The organism is Chryseobacterium oleae (assembly GCF_900115055.1).
GTDB lineage: Bacteria > Bacteroidota > Bacteroidia > Flavobacteriales > Weeksellaceae > Chryseobacterium > Chryseobacterium oleae.
The window spans coordinates 247,286-267,342 of the sequence record NZ_FOVD01000002.1; the positions used below are offsets into that span (position 1 = coordinate 247,286).

General features: G+C 36.9%; 21 protein-coding genes and 4 tRNA genes. 22 read left to right on the forward strand and 3 right to left on the reverse strand.

Going from position 1 to position 20,057, the window contains the following annotated elements:
* Window positions 1-29 precede the first annotated feature (29 nt).
* From lepB to BM143_RS08360, 16 genes are all read left to right on the forward strand, one after another.
* Window positions 30-1,676: a signal peptidase I gene (gene lepB, locus BM143_RS08285; protein WP_090024078.1), complete on the forward strand. Its 1,647-nt coding sequence runs from the start codon at window positions 30-32 to the stop codon at window positions 1,674-1,676.
* A 61-nt stretch (window positions 1,677-1,737) separates the two neighbouring features.
* A complete protein-coding gene (locus BM143_RS08290; RefSeq protein WP_185116542.1) occupies window positions 1,738-2,361 on the forward strand; it encodes a WbqC family protein in 624 nt (207 codons plus the stop codon).
* Between the two features lie 85 nt (window positions 2,362-2,446).
* Entirely contained in the window at window positions 2,447-4,129 is a 1,683-nt protein-coding gene (locus BM143_RS08295) for a S8 family serine peptidase (protein WP_090024079.1), read from the forward strand.
* Window positions 4,130-4,254: 125 nt separating this feature from the next.
* The gene (locus tag BM143_RS08300; RefSeq protein WP_090024080.1) at window positions 4,255-4,746 is read left to right on the forward strand and encodes a lipocalin family protein; all 492 of its coding nucleotides are present in this window, start codon (window positions 4,255-4,257) and stop codon (window positions 4,744-4,746) included.
* A 25-nt stretch (window positions 4,747-4,771) separates the two neighbouring features.
* Window positions 4,772-5,461: a YiaD family glycine zipper/OmpA-like lipoprotein gene (locus tag BM143_RS08305; protein WP_034730071.1), complete on the forward strand. Its 690-nt coding sequence runs from the start codon at window positions 4,772-4,774 to the stop codon at window positions 5,459-5,461.
* A gap of 107 nt (window positions 5,462-5,568) precedes the next feature.
* A complete protein-coding gene (locus BM143_RS08310; protein ID WP_034730069.1) occupies window positions 5,569-6,456 on the forward strand; it encodes a decaprenyl-phosphate phosphoribosyltransferase in 888 nt (295 codons plus the stop codon).
* Window positions 6,453-7,772 (forward strand): FAD-binding oxidoreductase, encoded by a 1,320-nt coding sequence (locus BM143_RS08315; protein WP_072922652.1) that lies wholly within the window; start codon window positions 6,453-6,455, stop codon window positions 7,770-7,772. The genes BM143_RS08310 and BM143_RS08315 overlap by 4 nt, the downstream gene beginning before the upstream one ends.
* Window positions 7,772-8,497, forward strand: coding sequence for an SDR family NAD(P)-dependent oxidoreductase (locus tag BM143_RS08320; RefSeq protein WP_090024081.1), 726 nt, complete (start codon window positions 7,772-7,774; stop codon window positions 8,495-8,497). Before BM143_RS08315 ends, BM143_RS08320 begins: the two co-directional genes overlap by 1 nt.
* Before the next feature lie 4 nt (window positions 8,498-8,501).
* Window positions 8,502-9,089, forward strand: coding sequence for an HAD family hydrolase (locus tag BM143_RS08325; RefSeq protein WP_090024082.1), 588 nt, complete (start codon window positions 8,502-8,504; stop codon window positions 9,087-9,089).
* Window positions 9,090-9,112: 23 nt separating this feature from the next.
* On the forward strand, window positions 9,113-9,577 hold the full coding sequence (locus BM143_RS08330) for a hypothetical protein (protein WP_090024444.1): 465 nt from the start codon (window positions 9,113-9,115) through the stop codon (window positions 9,575-9,577).
* Between the two features lie 2 nt (window positions 9,578-9,579).
* Entirely contained in the window at window positions 9,580-10,755 is a 1,176-nt protein-coding gene (locus BM143_RS08335) for a cysteine desulfurase family protein (RefSeq protein ID WP_090024083.1), read from the forward strand.
* An 86-nt stretch (window positions 10,756-10,841) separates the two neighbouring features.
* The gene (gene trxA / locus BM143_RS08340) at window positions 10,842-11,159 is read left to right on the forward strand and encodes a thioredoxin (protein ID WP_034730057.1); all 318 of its coding nucleotides are present in this window, start codon (window positions 10,842-10,844) and stop codon (window positions 11,157-11,159) included.
* A gap of 133 nt (window positions 11,160-11,292) precedes the next feature.
* Window positions 11,293-11,366: transfer RNA gene (locus BM143_RS08345), tRNA-Asp, on the forward strand.
* Between the two features lie 34 nt (window positions 11,367-11,400).
* Window positions 11,401-11,474, forward strand: a tRNA-Asp gene (locus tag BM143_RS08350).
* A 34-nt stretch (window positions 11,475-11,508) separates the two neighbouring features.
* Window positions 11,509-11,582 (forward strand) — tRNA-Asp (locus BM143_RS08355).
* Between the two features lie 33 nt (window positions 11,583-11,615).
* Window positions 11,616-11,689: transfer RNA gene (locus BM143_RS08360), tRNA-Asp, on the forward strand.
* A 115-nt stretch (window positions 11,690-11,804) separates the two neighbouring features.
* Here the strand turns inward: BM143_RS08360 and BM143_RS23955 are convergent.
* Window positions 11,805-12,338 (reverse strand): helix-turn-helix domain-containing protein, encoded by a 534-nt coding sequence (locus tag BM143_RS23955; protein ID WP_167375260.1) that lies wholly within the window; start codon window positions 12,336-12,338, stop codon window positions 11,805-11,807.
* A gap of 666 nt (window positions 12,339-13,004) precedes the next feature.
* Here BM143_RS23955 and BM143_RS08370 point away from each other — a divergent pair.
* The 3 genes from BM143_RS08370 (at window position 13,005) to BM143_RS08380 (ending at window position 16,008) form a co-directional block, all read left to right on the forward strand.
* Complete coding sequence (locus tag BM143_RS08370; RefSeq protein ID WP_090024085.1) at window positions 13,005-15,134, forward strand: fibrinogen-like YCDxxxxGGGW domain-containing protein; 2,130 nt, start codon at window positions 13,005-13,007, stop codon at window positions 15,132-15,134.
* Between the two features lie 116 nt (window positions 15,135-15,250).
* Window positions 15,251-15,688 carry a hypothetical protein gene (locus tag BM143_RS08375; protein ID WP_047456272.1) on the forward strand — a complete coding sequence of 146 codons (438 nt, stop codon included), beginning with the start codon at window positions 15,251-15,253 and terminating at the stop codon, window positions 15,686-15,688.
* The gene (locus BM143_RS08380) at window positions 15,658-16,008 is read left to right on the forward strand and encodes a transposase (protein ID WP_047456273.1); all 351 of its coding nucleotides are present in this window, start codon (window positions 15,658-15,660) and stop codon (window positions 16,006-16,008) included. The genes BM143_RS08375 and BM143_RS08380 overlap by 31 nt, the downstream gene beginning before the upstream one ends.
* 131 nt (window positions 16,009-16,139) lie before the next feature.
* Here BM143_RS08380 and BM143_RS08385 read toward each other — a convergent pair whose 3' ends face one another.
* Window positions 16,140-16,820, reverse strand: coding sequence for an aspartate/glutamate racemase family protein (locus tag BM143_RS08385; RefSeq protein ID WP_090024086.1), 681 nt, complete (start codon window positions 16,818-16,820; stop codon window positions 16,140-16,142).
* Between the two features lie 313 nt (window positions 16,821-17,133).
* Here BM143_RS08385 and BM143_RS08390 point away from each other — a divergent pair, with 313 nt between their 5' ends.
* Both BM143_RS08390 and BM143_RS08395 read left to right on the forward strand, forming a co-directional pair.
* Window positions 17,134-17,550 (forward strand): hypothetical protein, encoded by a 417-nt coding sequence (locus tag BM143_RS08390; RefSeq protein ID WP_090024087.1) that lies wholly within the window; start codon window positions 17,134-17,136, stop codon window positions 17,548-17,550.
* A gap of 34 nt (window positions 17,551-17,584) precedes the next feature.
* A complete protein-coding gene (locus tag BM143_RS08395) occupies window positions 17,585-18,412 on the forward strand; it encodes an XAC2610-related protein (RefSeq protein ID WP_090024088.1) in 828 nt (275 codons plus the stop codon).
* A gap of 266 nt (window positions 18,413-18,678) precedes the next feature.
* Here the strand turns inward: BM143_RS08395 and BM143_RS08400 are convergent, their stop codons facing one another.
* Window positions 18,679-19,065 (reverse strand): hypothetical protein, encoded by a 387-nt coding sequence (locus tag BM143_RS08400; RefSeq protein WP_090024089.1) that lies wholly within the window; start codon window positions 19,063-19,065, stop codon window positions 18,679-18,681.
* A gap of 158 nt (window positions 19,066-19,223) precedes the next feature.
* Between BM143_RS08400 and BM143_RS08405 the strand changes: the two genes are divergently transcribed.
* Complete coding sequence (locus tag BM143_RS08405; protein ID WP_090024090.1) at window positions 19,224-19,982, forward strand: response regulator transcription factor; 759 nt, start codon at window positions 19,224-19,226, stop codon at window positions 19,980-19,982.
* Window positions 19,983-20,057: the final 75 nt, after the last annotated feature.

The window sequence follows — 20,057 nt, forward strand, 5'->3', positions numbered from 1 at the left end:
ATATATTTAGAATAGGCACAGAAAAAACTATGAATTATTTTTTAACTTACACAGTATATGTTCTCATTTTGTCTGTACTGATGGGGATTTCCACTTGGAAACTGTTCAAAAAAATGGGGCACAGTCCCTTATTTGCATTTATACCTTTCTATAATTATTTCATTATTTTAAAGGAAACAGAACATCCGAAATGGTGGGCAATCCTGTCTTATCTTCCGATAGTAGGGCCTATTATGATGTCTGTTTTCCATATTTATCTGATGAAAAAATTTGGAAAGACCCTGTTTCAGCACCAGCTTCTTACCGTGATTCTGCCATTTATCTATATGGCTACGGTGAACTATTCCAAAGATGCGGAAGTAGAAGATGAAAATGCTAACGACCTTTTCATTACCGATGAAGAGAAAAGTGCAAAAAAGAAAGATACTTTCATGGGGTCTATTACTTTTGCGGTTGTTTTTGCTACCATTATCCACGTTTTTGTAACGCAGCCGTTTGGAATTCCTACAGGATCCATGGAAAGAACACTTCTTGTAGGTGACTTCCTTTTTGTGAACAAATGGAGCTACGGATACAGAATGCCAATGCGTCCTGTGGCGATACCATTCCTTCAGGGAACCATTATGGATACAGGTCAGAAAGGAAACCCGAAAGATGATCCAAAATCATATGTTGATGGAATAAAACTTCCTTATACAAGAATTTTCGAGTTCGGAAAGCCTCAGAAAAATGATGTGGTTGTTTTTAACTATCCAAGAGACTCTGTGCATACAGCAATCGACAGAAAAGATCCTTACGTTAAAAGATGTGTAGCTGTAGCCGGTGATACGTTTGAAATGAGAGCCGGAAGACTTTTCGTCAACGGAAAACCAGAAACGGTTTTAGGTGATCAGGAAGTACAGCACAGATACATTGTGAATACAGGCAGTCAGCTTGATATTCCAGGACTATATAACACCTACGGATTCTTACCGGTACAGGAGATTCAGGGTGAGAAGGGATATATTTATGCTTTCCAGGGACTGACAGACAAAACGGCTAAAGAAATCAAACAGCTTCCTCAGGTTATTGACATGAAAGAAGATGTTACGCCAAAAGGTGAAGCAGCAGTATATTATAGAGACGAAGCCAAAACAAAAATAGATACCACACAATCTATCTTCCCGATCAACAAAGCCTGGAACCAGGATTGGTACGGACCTTTAAAGATTCCTAAAAAAGGAGATGTTGTCACCCTTAATCAGGAAACTTTACCGGAATACCAATGGATCATTTCCCAGTACGAGCACAACCGTCTGGAAAACAAAAACGGAAAGATTTTCATCAATGGAAAAGAAACTACACAATATACGATCCAACAGGATTATTATATGATGGTAGGGGATAACAGAGACGCTTCCTTGGATGCAAGATTCTTTGGTTTCGTTCCGGAAGAAAACATTGTAGGAAAACCGATGTTTACATGGATGAGTCTTCAGGGAGCTTTCTCAGACAACAGCTCTACGTATCAGGCTCCGTTCAAAGTGCGTTGGGACAGAATGTTTAAAGCAACCAATACAGGAGAGGCTAATAAAACTTCATACTGGTGGATTGCAGCTATGATCCTTATATTGTTCTTCGGATGGGAATATTTCATGAAATTATTCGGAAAGAAGAAAAAGGAAGAAGAGATATAATTGAATCTAAAACTTAAAGATAGAATGAAGTATTTGAAAAAATACTTCATTTTTTAATATGATGAATATGACAAATGTATTATTGCCGGTATTTTATATGCCCCCGATTTCATGGTTTTCAGTGTTTTTAAATCCTGAGAACGAGATTGTATTTGAACAGTTTGAAAATTTTCCGAAGCAGACCTACAGAAACAGAACCAACATCTATGGGGCCAATGGAAAGCTTTCTTTAATAATCCCTATTAATCATAACGGTAAAAGAGAATTCAAAGATACGGAGATCTCTTACAGGGAAGACTGGAGAAACCTGCACTGGAAATCCATCAAAACTGCTTATCAGAGCTCGCCTTACTTTGAATACTATGAAGATAAATTTGGGAAAATATATGATCTGAATGAAAAATTTCTTCTGGATTTCAATTTGAAAGCATTGGAAATTATACAGCAGATCCTTAAAACAGAAAAGGCACAGTCTTTGAATGAAGAATATATCAAAAATCCTGAAAGTATTAATTTCAGAGAAAAGTTCTCGGCTAAACATCCTTCTGAATTTCAGATGGAGGAATATTACCAGACCTTTTCAGATAAATTAGGATTTTTAGAAGATTTGTCAATTTTAGACCTTATTTGTAACAAAGGTCCTGAAACTCTGACTTATATAAAAAATATTAAACAATCATACTAAGATAAAATCGCCGTTAAAAGAATTCTCTGGAAAATAAACCAATGAAAATGGCGATCGTATATAACTTTAAAGTAAATATCAACATATGAAAAAGGTATTATTAGCAGCTGTTTTTCTGACAGGTTTTAGTTTCTCTTATGCTCAGGAAGCTCAGGCTAAAAGCATTGATCCCAAGGAAGATAAAGATCTGATGACTTGGTATCATAAAGATTTCTCAACATCAAAAGTATACGGAGTAAATACAGCAAACGCTTATAAATATTTAGAATCCAAAGGCCTTAAGCCTAAAACTGTGGTAGTAGGAGTTTTAGACAGTGGTGTTCAGGTAGATCACCCGGGTCTTGTGAAAAACGTATGGTCAAATCCTAACGAAGTTCCCGGAAACGGAAAAGATGACGATGGAAACGGATACATCGATGATGTGCACGGCTGGAACTTTATCGGTGGAAAAAACGGTGATATTGATATCGACAATATGGAGGTAACAAGAGTTGTTGCTAAATACAAACCGGTTTTCGAAGGCGATGATTCTGCAAAAAACAAAGCAAACCAGGCAAAAATGCCGGAAGAATTTGCGATGTACATGAAGTCTAAAGAACTTTTCAACAAAAAAAGTATTGAAGCAAAACAGAATCTTCAGACTTATACAATGATCAACAGTTTGATCCCTAATATGGTGAAATTGTTGGGAGGTAAGCCTGTAACTGCTGAAACCTTACAGGGAATTAAACCTCCTACGGACCAGAAAGATGCTATCGCGGTACAAGTTCTGGGGCAGGTTTCTCAAAGTCCTGAATTCAAAGGGAAATCTTCTGCAGATTTCGAAAAACTGATGAAAGAGCAGATGAAAGAAGCAATCGATCATTATGCACCACAATCCAAGCAGTACGATCTGAGCTATGATCCGAGAAAAGAAATTGTAGGTGATAACTATGACGACTATGTTGAAAAAATCTACGGAAACAATGACTACGAAGGACCTGACGCAGAACACGGAACACACGTTGCCGGTATTATTGCTGGTCTTCCTCAAGGCAAAGAAATACAGTATGGAGTAGCTTCTAAAGTAGCTAAAATTATGTCTGTAAGAACCGTTCCAAACGGAGACGAAAGAGATAAAGATGTGGCAAATGCGATCAGATATGCAGTAGATAATGGAGCTAAGGTGTTAAACATGAGCTTCGGAAAACCGGTTTCTCCAGGGAAAAATGTAGTTTGGGATGCTTTTAAATATGCTGAAGACAAAGGAGTTCTTTTGGTGAAAGCAGCAGGTAACGAAAATGAAGATGTTGCAGAACACCTTGCATTCCCTACGAACTTTAAAAATGTTACAGATGAAAAACCTTTCGTAACTAACGTATTGGTTGTAGGAGCCAGCACCAACAGAAATAACGAACTGAGAGCAGATTTCTCCAATTACAACAAGAAAATGGTTAACGTTTTCGCACCAGGAGAAGAAATCTATTCTACAGTACCTAAAAACGAATATAAATATCTTCAGGGAACTTCTATGGCTTCACCTGTAGTAGCAGGAGCAGCAGCCGTATTATTGGCTTATATGCCCAACCTTAAACCTGATCAGATCATTGAAGCACTTGTAAAGAGCAGCAACCTGAGCTCGGAGAACAAATTTCCGGAGTATTCTCAGGCCGGAGGGGTTATTGATCTTCAGAAAGCAGCTGAATATGCTTACACGAATTTCTACAACGGAAAATCTTCACCATCGAAGAAGCCTGCGAAATCCGTAAAAAAGGCTGTTAAAAAATAATATATCTCCCTGTATATAAGGAGAAACCATTTAAAGTCCGAAATTTTCGGACTTTTTTTATTTTTATTTTTCAATTTGGCACGGTTTTTTGTAACTTTATAAATAACAAAATAATAAACAACAAAATGAAAAAGTTACTACTTGCAGGGATGATTGGAACATCACTTTTTGCAGTGTCTTGTTCCTCAGTGAAAAAAGCAGAAACGTCACAAAACCAAAGAGTTGAATACCTTAAATTAAAAGGCGACTGGCAGATTGTCAGCGTTGATTATGAAAAAGGATTCAAAATCAAGCCTTTTGACGAAGGTGCAGATGCTCAGTGTTTTGTAGGAAGCCATTGGAGATTAATCCCAAATAATTACACCGGTGCCTACACTTTAAACGGAGGAGGAGCTTGCCCAAGCATTACTCAGCCAATCAAATTTGAAGTAAAAGACGGCAATACTTTCATGTTTAAAAAAATCGCTGAGGGAACTAAAGCTAAGCAAAATCTTGCAGGATATTCTTTAACGATTACCAACCAGTCTACAGATCAGTTCTCACTTGTACAAAGCGTTCCATTCGACGGAAACACAGTACAGGTGGTTTACAACTTCCAGAGAACAGGAATGAAATAATTTATCAACATAAAAGATCAAAAAAATGAAATTTACTAAAACATATATAGGAGCTCTTTTCTTATCATCAGCATTATTATTAACCAGCTGTGAAGCTGTTCAGAATTCTAACCATCAGCAGAGAGGTACAGCAGTAGGTGTTGCATCAGGAGCTGTGATCGGAGGTATTTTGGGGAATAATGTAGGAAGTGGTAAAAACTCAGCTTTAGGAGCAGTATTGGGAGGTATTATCGGTGGTGTTGCAGGTAACGTTATCGGTAACAAAATGGATAAACAAGCTAAGCAGATTAAGGAAACTTTACCAGGTGCTGAAGTAGAAAGAGTAGGTGACGGTATTAAGATTACCATGAACGAAAGCATCGTAAACTTTGCTTTTGACTCTTCAAATTTAACTTCCGTTGCACAGACCAACCTTAATAAATTAGCTCAGGTCCTTGCTGACAACCCGGATACGAACATCAATATCTACGGTCATACAGACAGCAAAGGTGCAGATTCTTATAACTTATCTCTTTCTCAAAGAAGAGCAGATGCAGTAAAAGCTTACTTATCTGGAAAAGGAATCGCTTCTGCAAGAATGATCACGAAAGGTGAAGGTGAATCTATGCCTGTGGCAAGCAACGATACTGAAGAAGGAAGAGCTAAAAACAGAAGAGTAGAATTCGCTATTACAGCTAATGAGAAAATGATTAATGACGCCAAGCAAGGGCAGTAATTAATTTAATATATAAATATTTTCGTAAAAGACCGCTCCGGCGGTTTTTTTTGTATTTTTATGCTATGAATTTTGAATTTGCTATTTTTGTAACTGAATTAACATAAATGAAGAAATATCTTAAACTCCTCCGGGTGGAGCAATGGGTGAAAAACCTGTTTGTTTTTGTTCCTCTGTTCTTTTCGGGAAACATTACAAACATAGACTTACTAAGCAAAAGTATCTTTGCATTTATTATTTTTTCCCTCGCAGCAAGTGTAGTCTATATTCTCAATGATTATAACGATATAGAGGCCGACAGTAAGCATCCCGAAAAAAGAAGAAGACCTCTTGCAAGCGGTGCTATTTCAAAACCGAAGGCCTTAAGCATTCTTGCAGCACTCGTTATTGTTGATGTGGCTCTGGTAGGTCTTGCTCAACTTTATTTTCACGAACCTTTATGGAAATTTGCCACGATCATAGGACTTTATATTGTGATCAATCTTGCCTATACTTTTAAACTGAAGCACGTTCCGATCATTGATATTTTCATCATCGCTACAGGTTTTGTACTGAGAGTTCTAGCAGGTGGATACATCACCGGAATAGGGATCTCACAGTGGGCGATCCTGCTGACTTTTGTGCTCGCTCTTGTTTTAGCCATCGGAAAAAGAAGAGGAGAGCTGATAAATGCACAGGTTTCAGGAAAGACAAGAAAGGCTTTGGACGGATACAATGTACAGTTTGCAGATATTGCCCTGTCTATTTCAGTAACGTTAGCCATTGTCTGCTATCTGATGTTTACCCTTTCACCTGAAGTTCAGGGAAGATTTCATCAGCGGGTTTTTTATACCGTCATATTTGTAGTCTTTGCTTTTTTAAGATATCTGCAGCAGACTTTAGTATACAACAGAACAGAATCTCCTACAAAAATTGTCTACAGAGACCGGTATATCCAGGTGACTTTGGTACTTTGGGTAGCCGCATTTTTAATCCAGATTTATTTTAAAAAATGAAGCCAAATTTCACACAGAAAGTTACTAACTGGGGCAATTTCCCGGTAGTAGAAAAAGAAATGAGATCTGAGGACAGCTTCAAAAGAATCAAGGAGTTTGTACTTAATCATAACGAAATCATTGCCAGAGGAAACGGAAGATGCTACGGCGACGCTTCCCTGGGAGAAACCATATTTTCTACCAAAAAATTAAATAAATTCATCAGTTTCGATCGTCTCAACGGGGTGATAGAATGTGAATCCGGGGTATTGCTTTCGGATGTACTTGAAATTTCAGTTCCGCAGGGATATTTTCTGTACGTAACACCGGGGACGAAATTTATTTCCGTGGGAGGAGCCATTGCTTCAGATGTTCACGGGAAAAATCATCATGCAGAAGGTTGCTTTTCAGAATATGTGATCGAGTTTAAGCTGATGACCGAAAGAGGAGAAATCATCACATGTTCCAGAGAAGAAAATTCGGATAAATTCTGGGCCACTATTGGCGGAATGGGGCTTACCGGAATTATTCTTACTGTAAAATTTAAGCTTAAAAATATAGAATCTGCCTACATCCGCCAGGAAAGCATTAAAGCAGAGAATCTGGACGAAATTTTCAGGCTCTTTGAAGAAAGTGAAAACTGGACGTACACTGTAGCGTGGATAGACTGTCTGCAAAAAGGAAAAGATCTTGGAAGAAGTATTCTGATGAGAGGAGAACACGCCTTTCAGCATGAGCTTCCTCAAAATCTGACCAAACAACCTTTAAGACTGAAGAAAAAATTTCAGCCTACGGTTCCGTTTTATTTTCCGGGATTTGTTCTGAATGCACTCACCGTAAAAATATTCAATCTGCTGTATTACAAAAAGCAGACTAAGAAAGAAGTGAAGTCTTTTATCGACTATGAAACCTTTTTCTATCCGCTGGATGCCATCACCGACTGGAATAAGATTTATGGAAAATCAGGATTTATCCAATACCAGATGGTGATTCCGAAAGAAGCAGGGAAAGAAGGGATGAAACAGATTCTTGAAACCATTGCAGCAAGCGGAAACGGATCGTTTTTAGCGGTTTTAAAACTCTTCGGGAAAAACAATCCGGAGGCTTACAATTCATTTCCTTTTGAAGGCTATACGCTAGCCCTCGACTTTAAAGTGAATTCAAAACTGAAGAAACTGGTAGAGAAATTAGATGATACCGTTCAGCAGTTCGGAGGTAGGATTTATCTTACCAAGGACAGCATGAGCAGGTCTTCACTCACGAATTACCTTAAAAATATTCAAAGTTCAAAATTTGTGTCTTTACAGCACAAAAGAATCATAAATAACAATTCATAATGATAGTTCTGGGAAGTACGTCTGAAGTGGCGCAGGCTTTTGTGGAAAAGGCTCTTCAGGAAGGAGAACAGTTTGAAAAAATATACCTTTTCACTTCAAATAAAGAGACAACGGAAAGATTTGCGAGACACATTGATGTCAAATTTCTGCAGCAGTCCGAAGTCATCGAAATTGATCTGATGAAAGAAATTGATTACACTACATTTGATCATGTCAGTTCAAATGTATTATTTTGTGCCGTAGGATATTTGGGAGATGGGACTGAGGAAGGTCTTTATGACAACAGGAATACAGAAAGGATTATTAGTATCAATTATTCAAAACTGATTCCTGTGATGAACTATTTTGCACAGAAGTTTGAAAGCAGAAGATCCGGAACCATTATCGGGCTATCATCGGTAGCCGGAGATCGCGGAAGACAGAGCAATTTTATCTATGGTAGTGCAAAAGCGGCTTTTACGGCTTATCTTAGTGGTCTTAGAAATTATCTTTTTGAGAAAAAAGTACATGTTCTTACGATCAAACCGGGCTTTATGGCAACGAAAATGACGGAAGGACTGCCTTTAAATCCTAAACTGACTGCAACTCCCAAACAGGCGGCTGCATGCATTTATAAAGCATTCAAAAAGCAGAAAAATGTGGCATATGTTTTGCCGGTTTGGAGTATTATCATGATGATTATCAGGAATATACCTGAATTTATATTCAAAAAATTAAAGCTTTAATAAAATGAAAAAACTGTATTGTTTTGATTTTGACGGAACCCTGACGTATAAGGATACAATGTTTATGTACCTTAAATTCTACGATTCTACCAAATTCCGGATACAGTTTTTGAGACACGTTCCTCTTTTCATTTTGCTGAAACTAAAACTTGCCGAAACGGAAAAAGTAAAGAAAAGCTTTATCGGTTCTATTCTGAAAGGACAGACCCAGGAAAAGATCGAATTGAAATCTAAGCAGTTTTTTGAACATCATTATCCCAAAATCGTAAGGGAAAACGCCCTCGACTTTATACAAAATATCGATAGGAATAATACACAGAGTTTATTGGTAACCGCGTCGCTGGATATCTGGGTAAAACCTTTTGCAGAAGAACTGAAGATGCAGCTGGTATCCACACGTGCGGAGTTTAAGAATGGTATTTTTACAGGAAACTTCATAGGCAAAAACTGCAACGGAAAAGAGAAACTGGTGAGAATAAAAGCTGAAATTCACGACTCTAAATACGATAAAATAATCGCTTTCGGAGATACTTCCGGAGATCGCCAGATGCTTAAATGGGCAAATGAAGGTCATTACCAATTTTTTCACTAATTTTGGATGGTAAAAATGTAAAAATGAAAAGACTGCTTGTGATAGGTACTGCAATCTTAATGAGCTGTACAGCTACGCCATCTCAAACATCATCAGATATGCAGAAAAATGCAGAACTTCTGGTGTCTGAGTCGCAGGGCGGTAAAGATGAAGCCGGATTTACCATTATTAAGAATGAACAGGAATTCCGTAACGCTATTAAAGGCAGTTTCGGTCTTATCGATTTGAAAAAAGAGCCATCCGTTAACTATCCGAAATTTCCAAAAAACAAAAAAGTGGTTTTGTATCATATGGGACTTTTCAGATCGGGTAGCCACAGAATTACCAGCATTAAAAACACATCCGTAAAAAATAATATCCTGTATGTGGAAGTTCCCGCTACAGCTTCAGGCGGAATGGAAATTCAGGTACTTTCAAATCCCTGGTTTATTTTTGCTGTTCCTTCAGATTATCAGTTTACCTCAGTAGAATTAAAATATTCCAATTAAAAATGAACAAAATATATTTAGATAACGCTGCAACGACGCCTCTTGCGGAAGAAGTCATAGACGCAATGGTGGGGACCATGAAAATGAATTTCGGAAACCCTTCTTCTACCCACAGCTTCGGTCAGGAAGCGAAAATTCTTATCGAAAATGTAAGAAGACAGGTTGCAGACTATCTTCATGTAACTCCTGCGGAGATTATCTTTACTTCGTGCGGAACAGAATCGAACAATATGATCATCAAATCAAGTGTAGAACACCTTGGAGTGGAAAGGATCATCAGCTCTCCTCTGGAACATAAATGTGTTTCTGAGAGCATTTTAGATATGAAAAACAGAAGGGGAGTAGAAGTAGTCTACATTCGCCCTAATGAAAAAGGAGATATTGATCTTAACAAGCTGGAAGAGCTTTTAAAATCTTCAGATAAAAAGACTTTAGTAAGCTTAATGCATGCCAATAATGAAATTGGAAACATTGTAGACATTAAAAAAATTGCAGAATTATGCAAAGCCAACAATGCTCTTTACCATTCTGATACGGTGAAGACCATGGCTCACATGGCATTTGACTTTTCAGAGATTCCTGTAGATTTTGCATCATGCAGTGCACATAAATTTCACGGTCCGAAAGGAATAGGGTTTGCTTTTATCAGAAAGGCTACAGGAATGAAAGGAATTATCACTGGCGGGCCTCAGGAAAGAAGTCTGAGAGCTGGAACTGAAAACGTTTCCGGTATCGTTGGATTAGGTAAGGCTTTGGAGCTGTGTGTTAATAATATGGAGGCGTATGCCGGTCATATCAGAGAAATTAAAGAATACGCGATTGAAAGATTATCTGCAGAGGTTCCGAATATTAAATTCAATGGACGAAGTGGTGAAATGGAAAATAGTGTAGACAGTGTTTTAAGCGCCTTACTTCCATATAAAAATCCATTGATAGGACTTCAGCTGGATATGAAGGGAATTGCGATCTCTCAGGGCAGCGCATGCTCTTCAGGAGCGTCCAAACCTTCGATGGTGATGATGATGGTGCTTTCTGAGGATGAAATGGACCATTGTACGCCATTACGTATCTCATTCAGCCATATGACGACAAAAGCAGATATCGATGCTCTGGCAGATGCTTTGAAGGAAATTTCAAAAGATTTTGCTATAGAAAAAACAAATGTTGAGCATAGATAGTCTTATTGCTTAAAAATCGTAATTTTGAATATCCAATTACGGATTGAAATAAGAATATAAATATTAATTTAAATAAAAGAAACAAAATGGCTTTAGAAATTACGGACAGCTCATTTCAGGAAACGGTTTTAAAATCAGATAAGCCGGTATTGGTAGACTTTTGGGCAGTATGGTGCGGACCATGCAGAACTTTGGGACCAATCATCGAAGAAGTAGCATCAGATTTTGAAGGAAAAGCAGTGGTAGGAAAAGTTGATGTAGACAACAATCAGGAAATTTCAATGCAGTATGGCATCAGAAATATCCCTACAGTTCTGATTTTTAAGAACGGTGAAGTGGTTGATAAATTGGTAGGCGTGACTCCAAAGGAGATCATTGCTGAGAAATTAAGCGCGCACTTGTAAAAAAATAACTTTGATAATGAAGGCCTTCCGTTTTTGGAAGGCTTTTTATTTAGAAATAATTTGCAGGTAATAAAAAAAGTCGTAGTTTTGCAATCACAAAAAAGAAACAACGTTCTTTATAACAACAGAAAATGATCCGGTAGTTCAGCTGGTTAGAATGCCGCCCTGTCACGGCGGAGGTCGCGGGTTCGAGTCCCGTCCGGATCGCAAAAGTTTTTCAATTTACTTTTAAAAAAAATTAGATCCGGTAGTTCAGCTGGTTAGAATGCCGCCCTGTCACGGCGGAGGTCGCGGGTTCGAGTCCCGTCCGGATCGCAAAAGTTTTTATTCAATTTCTTTTAAAAAAATTGATCCGGTAGTTCAGCTGGTTAGAATGCCGCCCTGTCACGGCGGAGGTCGCGGGTTCGAGTCCCGTCCGGATCGCAGAAGTTTTCATCAATTTACTTTAAAAAAATTGATCCGGTAGTTCAGCTGGTTAGAATGCCGCCCTGTCACGGCGGAGGTCGCGGGTTCGAGTCCCGTCCGGATCGCAAGATCTTTAAAACCCCTTTAAGTAATTGAAGGGGTTTTTTGTTTTTATAATATATGAATTTCTTAGAATGAAGGTTTATTGTTTTCAGGAAATAGTATCAGAAATACTTTCTATCATTCATCTTCTTCTTTTATGTTAAGCTTCATATATTTTGCGGGACTTATTCCTTCAAACTGCTTAAATACCCTGTTAAAAGTAGATTGGCTTGTGAACCCTGCTTCCGTGTAAATGTATACTAATGTAAAATGTTTTGATTTCTCTTCTTTCATCAGTTCTTTAACATATTTTATTCTGTACGAGTTGAGATAGTTATTAAAATTAGCGTAGCCCTTAAGTTTGATGGCTTTTGATATATAGGTATTATTTGAATTTATTTGTGTAGCTAAATTGGATATAGTTAAATCACTATTTTTAAAAGGTTTATTAGTCTCCATGAATACTGAAATATCATTAAATAAGTCTTTATACTTTTTCAGGTCTTTTTGGAGAGGTTTATTTATTATCCTATCTCTGTCTTTATTCTGTTTTTCGGCAGGGAAGAATAAAGGTGTTTTCAGTTTATCAAGATAGTAAAGTAATAGTACAAATACAGATATATTACAAATTACTACAAGAATATCAGATGTCAAAAGTTGTTTTCTGGTCATGTACACTTCCTGATAATTTATTTTTTCTGCTAAAACAATAATGATAATGACATATAGAAAAAGACCGATTGTGTATCTAATCATCATTCTTACTGAAAAGAATATATATACAACAAAAGGAATCGGTAATATCCATATGTAGGAAATGAAGGAATAGTGCCAGAAAATAATAAAATAGGGTGAAATATACAAGGGTGCAAGTATAAGCCAACAATGCACTGCAGTTTCTACATTATAATTTCTGCTGGTTATCAGTATACTGTAAAAAATACAAAATAGTCCTGCTGCTATATAACAAATGATAAATTTGTTGAGATTGATTGATAAATAAAAACATGCGAATATCAAACAAAACAGCACTATGAGATATAAGTACTTTCTTATTAGCTCTCTTTTTATCAAATCATGTTCCATATTTTGCGCTTACTGTATAGTAGTTAAATGCAAATATAGTTTACTTAACTAATTTTTTTTTAATAGATGTTTACCATTTTCGATATTTTTTACTAATGTTGAATATGACTAGTTTAAATTACTGATTGTTAGGTTTTTATTAAATGTTAATCATATGTAGGATGTGGCTTATTTTTGAAAATTCTGGATATAGTATTCCTCTACCTTTGACATTATTCAAACAACGCTTAACAGCTATTTAAATGTCAACTTATGAAAAAAAAATTATTTTTCCCATTTTTGATGGTATGTTCGAATTTATTTTTCGGACAGGTGGGTATTAATACCAGTACACCGAAAGCAACTTTAGATATAGTGGCTAATACCAATAATAGCCCTATAGGAGTTCTTCCTCCTCGCTTGTCGGGAGATCAGCTGCAGGGAATGGATTCTTATTACAATGATGATCAAAAAGGAGCTATTGTATTTGTTACTGATGCAGTAAGCTCTCCATCTCCAAAAACTAAAAATATATCCACCGCAGGATACTATTATTATGATGCTATTCTATCCCAGTGGATAGCTTTGGGAAGTGGTTCGGAGCCTTGGAAAAATACGGATGGGCAAGGAGCTGTTTCAAATACAGAGCCTATCTACCATATGGGACAGGTATCTATCGGGTCATCTTTAGCAGATACCAATGCCGTATTGGATATCAGCTCCAATGCAAAAGGTATACTCTTACCAAGGATGTCAAGTTCAAACAGGAATGCTATTTCAACTCCGGCAGCTAACGGGCTGCTAATCTACAATACAACGACTAACTGTCTGAATTATTTTGACGGAAATGCTAGTAAATGGCTCAGTTTATGCGGTTCTTTTGAGCCCGCAACCTTTGGGCTGCTGGATTGTAGTAGTCCGACCGGACCGTCAGGTACCTATACGCAGGGAACGATATTAGACGCCGTAAACAATACCTATACCATAAAAGTAAACGTTACAAGTGTCGGTAATTATCAGATCCTAGCCACCACAGGAAATGGATACTCCTTCAGTAAATCAGGGACCTTTACAGAAACAGGTATTTTTGATGTAGTATTGGCTGGACAAGGGAGCCCTATAACAGGTCCTTCAAATAATAGCCCCTCAATCACCTTTAATGGTGTAAATGTAGCTCCTGCATGTACACTGCCGGTAATACATGTCAATGGTTCGACAACATTATTTTCTATCAACTGTTCAGGTAGCACTGTTCATGGAATCTACAGACAGGGAATCGCCTTGGATGCTACGAATTATATTGATATTCCTGTTACTGGTGTTACAACACCAGGTAATATTATAGTGGAAACCTCCTTAATCAATGGGGTGAAATTTTCATCAGGAACTATTGCAATACGAGCTTCCACAAACAGCATAAGACTTTATGGTCAGGGTACTCCTGCCATTGTAGCGAATAATAGCTCATATAGTTTTACTATCCCAGGATCTGCGACATGTACCTTTACTATCAATGTGATTACAAGTGTGGGAACGTTTGTTAATCCGGCAGACAGATGTTACCAGATTTTACAATTGAATCCGGCAGCAGCAGACGGAGAGTATTTTATTAAAGGTTTGAACGGAACAGCCACCAAGACTTATTGTGACATGACCAATGGAGGCTACACCTTAATTCAATCATATTCTGAAAAAGCAGCCTTTGTAGATGATACCAATTTTCTGATCAATAACTCTCAAAATCTGAATGTTAATGATAACAGAAATTATACTGCAGCAACAGGACTGTCCGGTATTGTAACTTATAAAAATTATTTGTTACCTGTTGCTGTACGACAAAATATAAGAAGTAATGCGACAAAAAATCAATACAGGGTAAGAATTGTGAATGATGTGGCTAATGTAGCTAATAATACAGACTCATGGGCTAATAATAACTATGCAGTAATTGATTTTAATATTCCTACTTCAGGTGCTTATGACATGATTGGGGGAATATTTGCTGATTTTCCTTATGTGAAAGTTTCAGGGAAGATTTTTGGAAAGAATTATAGTATGGATGGAACAATCAATGGTAACTATGTTTCATTTGATGGGCAGGCATGGAATTATGCAAGACTTTATAATGCAGGATATGCTAAAGTGATTAGTCATCAGAATGCCCCTCCAAGTTATGCTTTTTCTTATACAGCAAGTAATGGGGCAACCATCAATACAAATTTAACGGCACTTGATGATATTTGGGGGAACTATGGTGATAGTACTTTCAATCATCATATCGGAAAATGCGGAAATGCCGCATCTGATGATTATGCAGGGGTTACAGAATGTGTAGGAACTGGTAGAGCACCGCATTCGTTTAACAACGGTGAAGGAAGATATGTCCAGTGGTTTGTTAAATAAAAAATAATATTTGACGGCAATGCCTCTCAAGATTGTTCTTGTAACTTTTTCAGAATCATAGACTATTTTTAAGGAACAAAGATGCATTGCCGTTTTTTAATACTTCAATATCAGCCATGAATAATTTAAAATCTATCAATATCAGTCATTTAATAAAACAAAGGTTGGAAGAACTTGATATGGATATGGACAGAATTTGTAACTTTTTTAAATATGAAAGAGAAAAAGTTGAAGAGATTCTTCAGCAGGAGTCAATGGATACTGAGATTCTATTAAAATGGAGCAAACTCTTAGAATATGATTTTTTTCGCATTTATACACAACACCTAATACTTTATGCGCCTCAAAGCAAAATAAGTAGTGGGAAATTGACTAAAAACAGAAAAACTTTACTCCCTACATTCAGGAAAAATATTTATACCAAAGAAATAATAGATTTTATTCTGGAAGAAGTTGATAAAAAAGAAAAAACAAAGCAGCAAATTATTGATGAATACAGAATACCTAAAACGACTTTATTCAAATGGATCGCAAAACACAAAGAAAATTTCTGACCCCAGATTATAAAAAAATTTATAGTGATATGATCACGAAAAAATTTCCGGATAAAAAAAAAAGTTGCGAAAAGATATTAAGTAAGCAAGAATTATCTGTAATGGATGTCATCGTTCTTAACTCTCTGATATTTGGAACTGTAGGTAATCAAAATTATGATTTCAATCAAAAGTGCCGTTCGTACGATAAAAAGACAATATTTTTCATTTTAGATTATCAAAAAAAAAAAAAATTAAACAACACTCAGGTGGCTGCATACTTTAGATTAAGCAGAAATACCATAAGTGCATGGAAAAAATTATTTTATACAAATGAATAGTGTTTAATGTGTTGGTTTTTGAGTTGGATATGAAGATTCTACCATAGAGTAGATTCCAGCTGTATTTCATTTTTTTTAACCCGTTCAACTGTTTGAAGGGGTTTCTTGTTGATGTGAATTTTCTTTAAATTTTACGAAACAATATATTCCACAATAGCCTCGCAATGTATTTTTGTAGTATCAAAAACAGGTACGTTAAAATCACCTTGATTGATAAGCATAGGGATTTCCGTGCAACCCAGAATAATACATTCGGCGCCACGGCTGATCAGTTCTTCTGCAATGGAAATATAATTGGTTTTGGTTTCCGGATTAATGAATCCTACTCCCAGTTCATCCTTTACAGTATGTTGTATATAATCCCTTGTTTCCTGTTTTTCAGGAATCAGTACTTCCAGTCCGTGTTCTTTAAGTTTGTTTTGGTAGAAATCCATTTCCATAGTAAACTTTGTTCCGATTAAGCCGACTTTTGTAAGTCCGGCTTTCTGTATGGCTTTTGCGGTTTCTGTACCTAAATGAATAATCGGAAGTTGTACGGAGGCCTGAAGCTCATCTGCGAAGAGATGGGCGGTATTGGCACAGAGCACAATGCCGTCTGCTCCGGTGTTTTTAAGGTGATTACAGGCGTTTAATAGTAATTCGAAGGAATTGACCCATCCTTTAGCCTGAAGGTCTCCAAAATTCAGGGAATAGATCATGCATTCCGCTGCGTTTAGTCCTCCCAGTCTGGCATTGACCCCTTCATTGATGAATTGATAATAATCCAATGTGGATACCCAGCTTATTCCGCCTACCAGTCCTACTTTTTTCATACATTTTATTATTTGCTGCTAAAGACAAATCTAGATAAAAGTTTCCATTGTATCCCGTATATTTTATCGGAATATTAAAGGGTTCAATTATAGATAAGTGATAGAAACTCTTAAATCGATAAGTCTATAAACTTAGATAGATCCGGTGTCCATATTCATTGAGTAGGAATTTTGGTTAAACACGGGTTCAGTTTTTCACAGGTATATGTTCGTTAAAAGAAGTATATTGTATGGTTATTTTTGTTCAGATAGTTCGGACGAATGATTTATTCAAGGTTTATTGCTACATTAGTGAAATTCATAAACAAGTTCAATGTCACAGAGAAAATTTATTCTGCTTTCCATTCTTAAAACATGGTTTATTGCTACAGTAATTTCGACGGTTATTCTGATTATCTACATGATGATCACCGAAGTTCCACGTGATTATGAGCATCCCAGAAACTGTGATATGAGTGGCATTGCCTATGGTCTTCTGATTATTTGGATTCTGTCTTTGTCGATGGTTTCTTTCAGCAGCCTTTTTTCTTTGTTAAACACATTTCAGGGGAAAATAAAAAGATGGCTGTGCTGGTTTCTGCTTCCGATATTGATCACCGGATACTTTTTCATTGAAATTTCCGGCGGAAAGATTGATGGGCAAGGAGCTGTGTTTTTGTTGATCTCCAATCTTCCCTGGTTTATTCTGTGGGGAGTTTATTATTCCAGGTTTAATTCTCAATTTAAATAATCATTAATAACCTATAAGCCGATAAAGACAGACTATGAAAAAACTTTTTCTACTCTTTGTAATTGCTATTTTCGGGACTTTTCTGCACGCCCAGCCGATCACTTTAAAATATGTTACTGACATGAAAGAACTCAGGCTAAAGCTGTATTATGGGAATGGCGGGAAAGGAGCTTTTATACAGTATGAAGGGAAGAAAGAAATTATTCCGTTGAAAGTCAAGAGTTACAAGCTGGATACCATTTCGCAAGGCCCCGGTCAGCCTGCCCATCATTATTTTGTATGGGATGAAATGGTTAACGGAAAACTTAACGGAACCTATAAAATGATGCAAATGAAGAATGTTATTGTAGATCCTTCTTACGTCAGAATACGCGATTTCACACATTTTGACCTTGAACTTTTAGAAGAAGAGGGAGAACCGGACGGCGAGGATAAATACCTGCTGCATGGCGCCATAATTTCTTTTAATCATTTTTATAATAACAACCTGCTGATCGAATATCCTGACGGGAAAAAGATGACCGCAGAACTTCCTTTTCCGGACAGTCCGGATCCAGCCCAGCAAAGCATTATTGAAGATTATAATTTTGACGGATATGATGATCTAGCGTTCACCATTCCGGATGCAGGAATGGGTGTTTACAGTACGTTTACCATTTATCTTTATAACCCGAAAACGAAGCGTTTTGATCTGTTCAAAGAACCGGATTATTCCAAGTCAGCCTGTTCGTGCCTTTGTGATGTATCGGTAGACAAAAAAAATAAACTGCTGTACACCGGATGCAGAGGAGGAGCTTCGTGGCATCAGGATGCTTACCGTTTTGATAAAAATGGAGCTTTGAAGTGGGTTGGGACGAGGTAGCAGGTACTAGGGATTAGGGATTAGGGATTAGGGATTAGGGATTAGGCCGAAGGTTGAACCTATGGTCTTTAGGTTTTAGTCAAGAGATAAGACGTAAGATTCCAGATATCAGACATACCAACAAACAACTATAACTCTCAAACCCTCAAACTCTCCAACCTATCACTCCAAAAAAAATTACTGCCCAAAAAGACAGTAATAGATGAGGATCAGCTGATATGATGTTTCAAACAGTTTGTGGTTTTTTTTACAGAAAATGAATTCTGTTATAAGGGTAGCTGATCTCTAAGGGCTGCTTTAATTCGGCCGGCGTTATTTATTATTTTCAGTCTGAACAAGCCCTCATGGGCTGAATTATTTACGATAAAAACTTCACGGGCGAAATCTACTCTAACTTTGACCGAATCATTCTTGGGCAGCTCCTTTATTTCATGGTTATTGATTGCATATTGAAGGTTGTCTTTCTGTGAAGGGTTGTATAAAACCACTTCAAGAATCTCTTTCGACGAATTTTTGATTTTCAGATTTTTGTGAGCAGGAATTTTCCACTGATTGCGGTAAAGATGTCTGCCTTTGGTGATCTGGAAAGAGGACAGTAGAATAACAAGTGCTGCAGAAAAAATAAATAGAGGATAAAAACAGATACTTTTCATCTTTGGGCTATTAATTTGTTTTAGGTACAGAACTGAGGTTATTTTCAGCAAAATTAGATCACAGTATTTTGATAAGCACTACACTTTTGTGTAGATTTGTATAAATGATGTAAATACTACACTTTTGGGTAGTAATTGTGCCAATTTATTAAGGGTGTATGGAAGAAATTAATAGATTTTTTAACGAAAAAAATGAGGTCAGCAATAATGCTGAAATAGATCGCAGCCAGGTGGGAAACTATCTGGAAGCTATAAAGGCTTTTTCCAGGCTCACGTATCAGAGTTTATATGTGATCGATTATCAGACCAGAGCTTTTGATTATGTCTCTGAAAATCCGCTGTTCCTGTGTGGAAAATCATCGGAAGAGGTGAAAGCTTTAGGCTATGCTTTTTATTTTCAGAATGTAAAACCTGAAGATGTGGAGCTTTTAATAAAGATCAACGAAGCAGGATTTGAATTCTATGAGAATATTCCTGTAGATGAGCGAAAGCTATATTCTATCTCGTACGATTTTTACCTGATCAATGGCAAAAAGAATAAGGTTCTTGTCAATCATAAGCTCACACCCGTTTTTCTTACCGAAGGAGGACAGATCTGGAAAGCATTGTGTATCGTTTCACTTTCCAATAATACCTCTTCGGGGAATATTGTGATAAGCAAAGAGAGATCGGATGAATTCTGGAAGTATGATATTGTAGCCAAAAAATGGGAGAAAGAAGAAAAAATAAAGCTTTCCCAGAGAGAATATGAAATTCTGAGTTTATACGCCAGTGGACTGACGATCAATGAAATTGGAGAAAAACTGTTTATTTCTGCCGATACTGTAAAATTTCACCGGAAAAAGCTGTTTGATAAAATAGGTGTCAATAACATTGCTGAAGCCCTTGCTTACGCTAAAACGAATAAACTGCTGTAAAACAATAGAGTCCAATACCGTTTTTTTACGGTATTTTTTACAATGTCTTTTATGATTCAAATTTAGGTCTGATAT

What these genes read in the sequence shown, in the direction of transcription:
- trxA (WP_034730057.1), top strand. Translation starts at nt 10,842, where the DNA reads ATGGCTTTAGAAATTACGGACAGCTCATTTCAGGAAACGGTTTTAAAA.
- BM143_RS08395 (WP_090024088.1), top strand. Translation starts at nt 17,585, where the DNA reads ATGAAAAAACTTTTTCTACTCTTTGTAATTGCTATTTTCGGGACTTTT.
- BM143_RS08315 (WP_072922652.1), top strand. Translation starts at nt 6,453, where the DNA reads ATGAAGCCAAATTTCACACAGAAAGTTACTAACTGGGGCAATTTCCCG.
- BM143_RS08300 (WP_090024080.1), top strand. Translation starts at nt 4,255, where the DNA reads ATGAAAAAGTTACTACTTGCAGGGATGATTGGAACATCACTTTTTGCA.
- BM143_RS08325 (WP_090024082.1), top strand. Translation starts at nt 8,502, where the DNA reads ATGAAAAAACTGTATTGTTTTGATTTTGACGGAACCCTGACGTATAAG.
- BM143_RS08405 (WP_090024090.1), top strand. Translation starts at nt 19,224, where the DNA reads ATGGAAGAAATTAATAGATTTTTTAACGAAAAAAATGAGGTCAGCAAT.
- BM143_RS08310 (WP_034730069.1), top strand. Translation starts at nt 5,569, where the DNA reads ATGAAGAAATATCTTAAACTCCTCCGGGTGGAGCAATGGGTGAAAAAC.
- BM143_RS08400 (WP_090024089.1), bottom strand. Translation starts at nt 19,065, where the DNA reads ATGAAAAGTATCTGTTTTTATCCTCTATTTATTTTTTCTGCAGCACTT.
- BM143_RS08370 (WP_090024085.1), top strand. Translation starts at nt 13,005, where the DNA reads ATGAAAAAAAAATTATTTTTCCCATTTTTGATGGTATGTTCGAATTTA.
- BM143_RS08385 (WP_090024086.1), bottom strand. Translation starts at nt 16,820, where the DNA reads ATGAAAAAAGTAGGACTGGTAGGCGGAATAAGCTGGGTATCCACATTG.
- BM143_RS23955 (WP_167375260.1), bottom strand. Translation starts at nt 12,338, where the DNA reads ATGACCAGAAAACAACTTTTGACATCTGATATTCTTGTAGTAATTTGT.
- BM143_RS08320 (WP_090024081.1), top strand. Translation starts at nt 7,772, where the DNA reads ATGATAGTTCTGGGAAGTACGTCTGAAGTGGCGCAGGCTTTTGTGGAA.
- BM143_RS08305 (WP_034730071.1), top strand. Translation starts at nt 4,772, where the DNA reads ATGAAATTTACTAAAACATATATAGGAGCTCTTTTCTTATCATCAGCA.
- BM143_RS08330 (WP_090024444.1), top strand. Translation starts at nt 9,113, where the DNA reads ATGAAAAGACTGCTTGTGATAGGTACTGCAATCTTAATGAGCTGTACA.
- BM143_RS08375 (WP_047456272.1), top strand. Translation starts at nt 15,251, where the DNA reads ATGAATAATTTAAAATCTATCAATATCAGTCATTTAATAAAACAAAGG.
- BM143_RS08335 (WP_090024083.1), top strand. Translation starts at nt 9,580, where the DNA reads ATGAACAAAATATATTTAGATAACGCTGCAACGACGCCTCTTGCGGAA.
- BM143_RS08295 (WP_090024079.1), top strand. Translation starts at nt 2,447, where the DNA reads ATGAAAAAGGTATTATTAGCAGCTGTTTTTCTGACAGGTTTTAGTTTC.
- BM143_RS08390 (WP_090024087.1), top strand. Translation starts at nt 17,134, where the DNA reads ATGTCACAGAGAAAATTTATTCTGCTTTCCATTCTTAAAACATGGTTT.
- lepB (WP_090024078.1), top strand. Translation starts at nt 30, where the DNA reads ATGAATTATTTTTTAACTTACACAGTATATGTTCTCATTTTGTCTGTA.
- BM143_RS08380 (WP_047456273.1), top strand. Translation starts at nt 15,658, where the DNA reads ATGGATCGCAAAACACAAAGAAAATTTCTGACCCCAGATTATAAAAAA.
- BM143_RS08290 (WP_185116542.1), top strand. Translation starts at nt 1,738, where the DNA reads ATGAATATGACAAATGTATTATTGCCGGTATTTTATATGCCCCCGATT.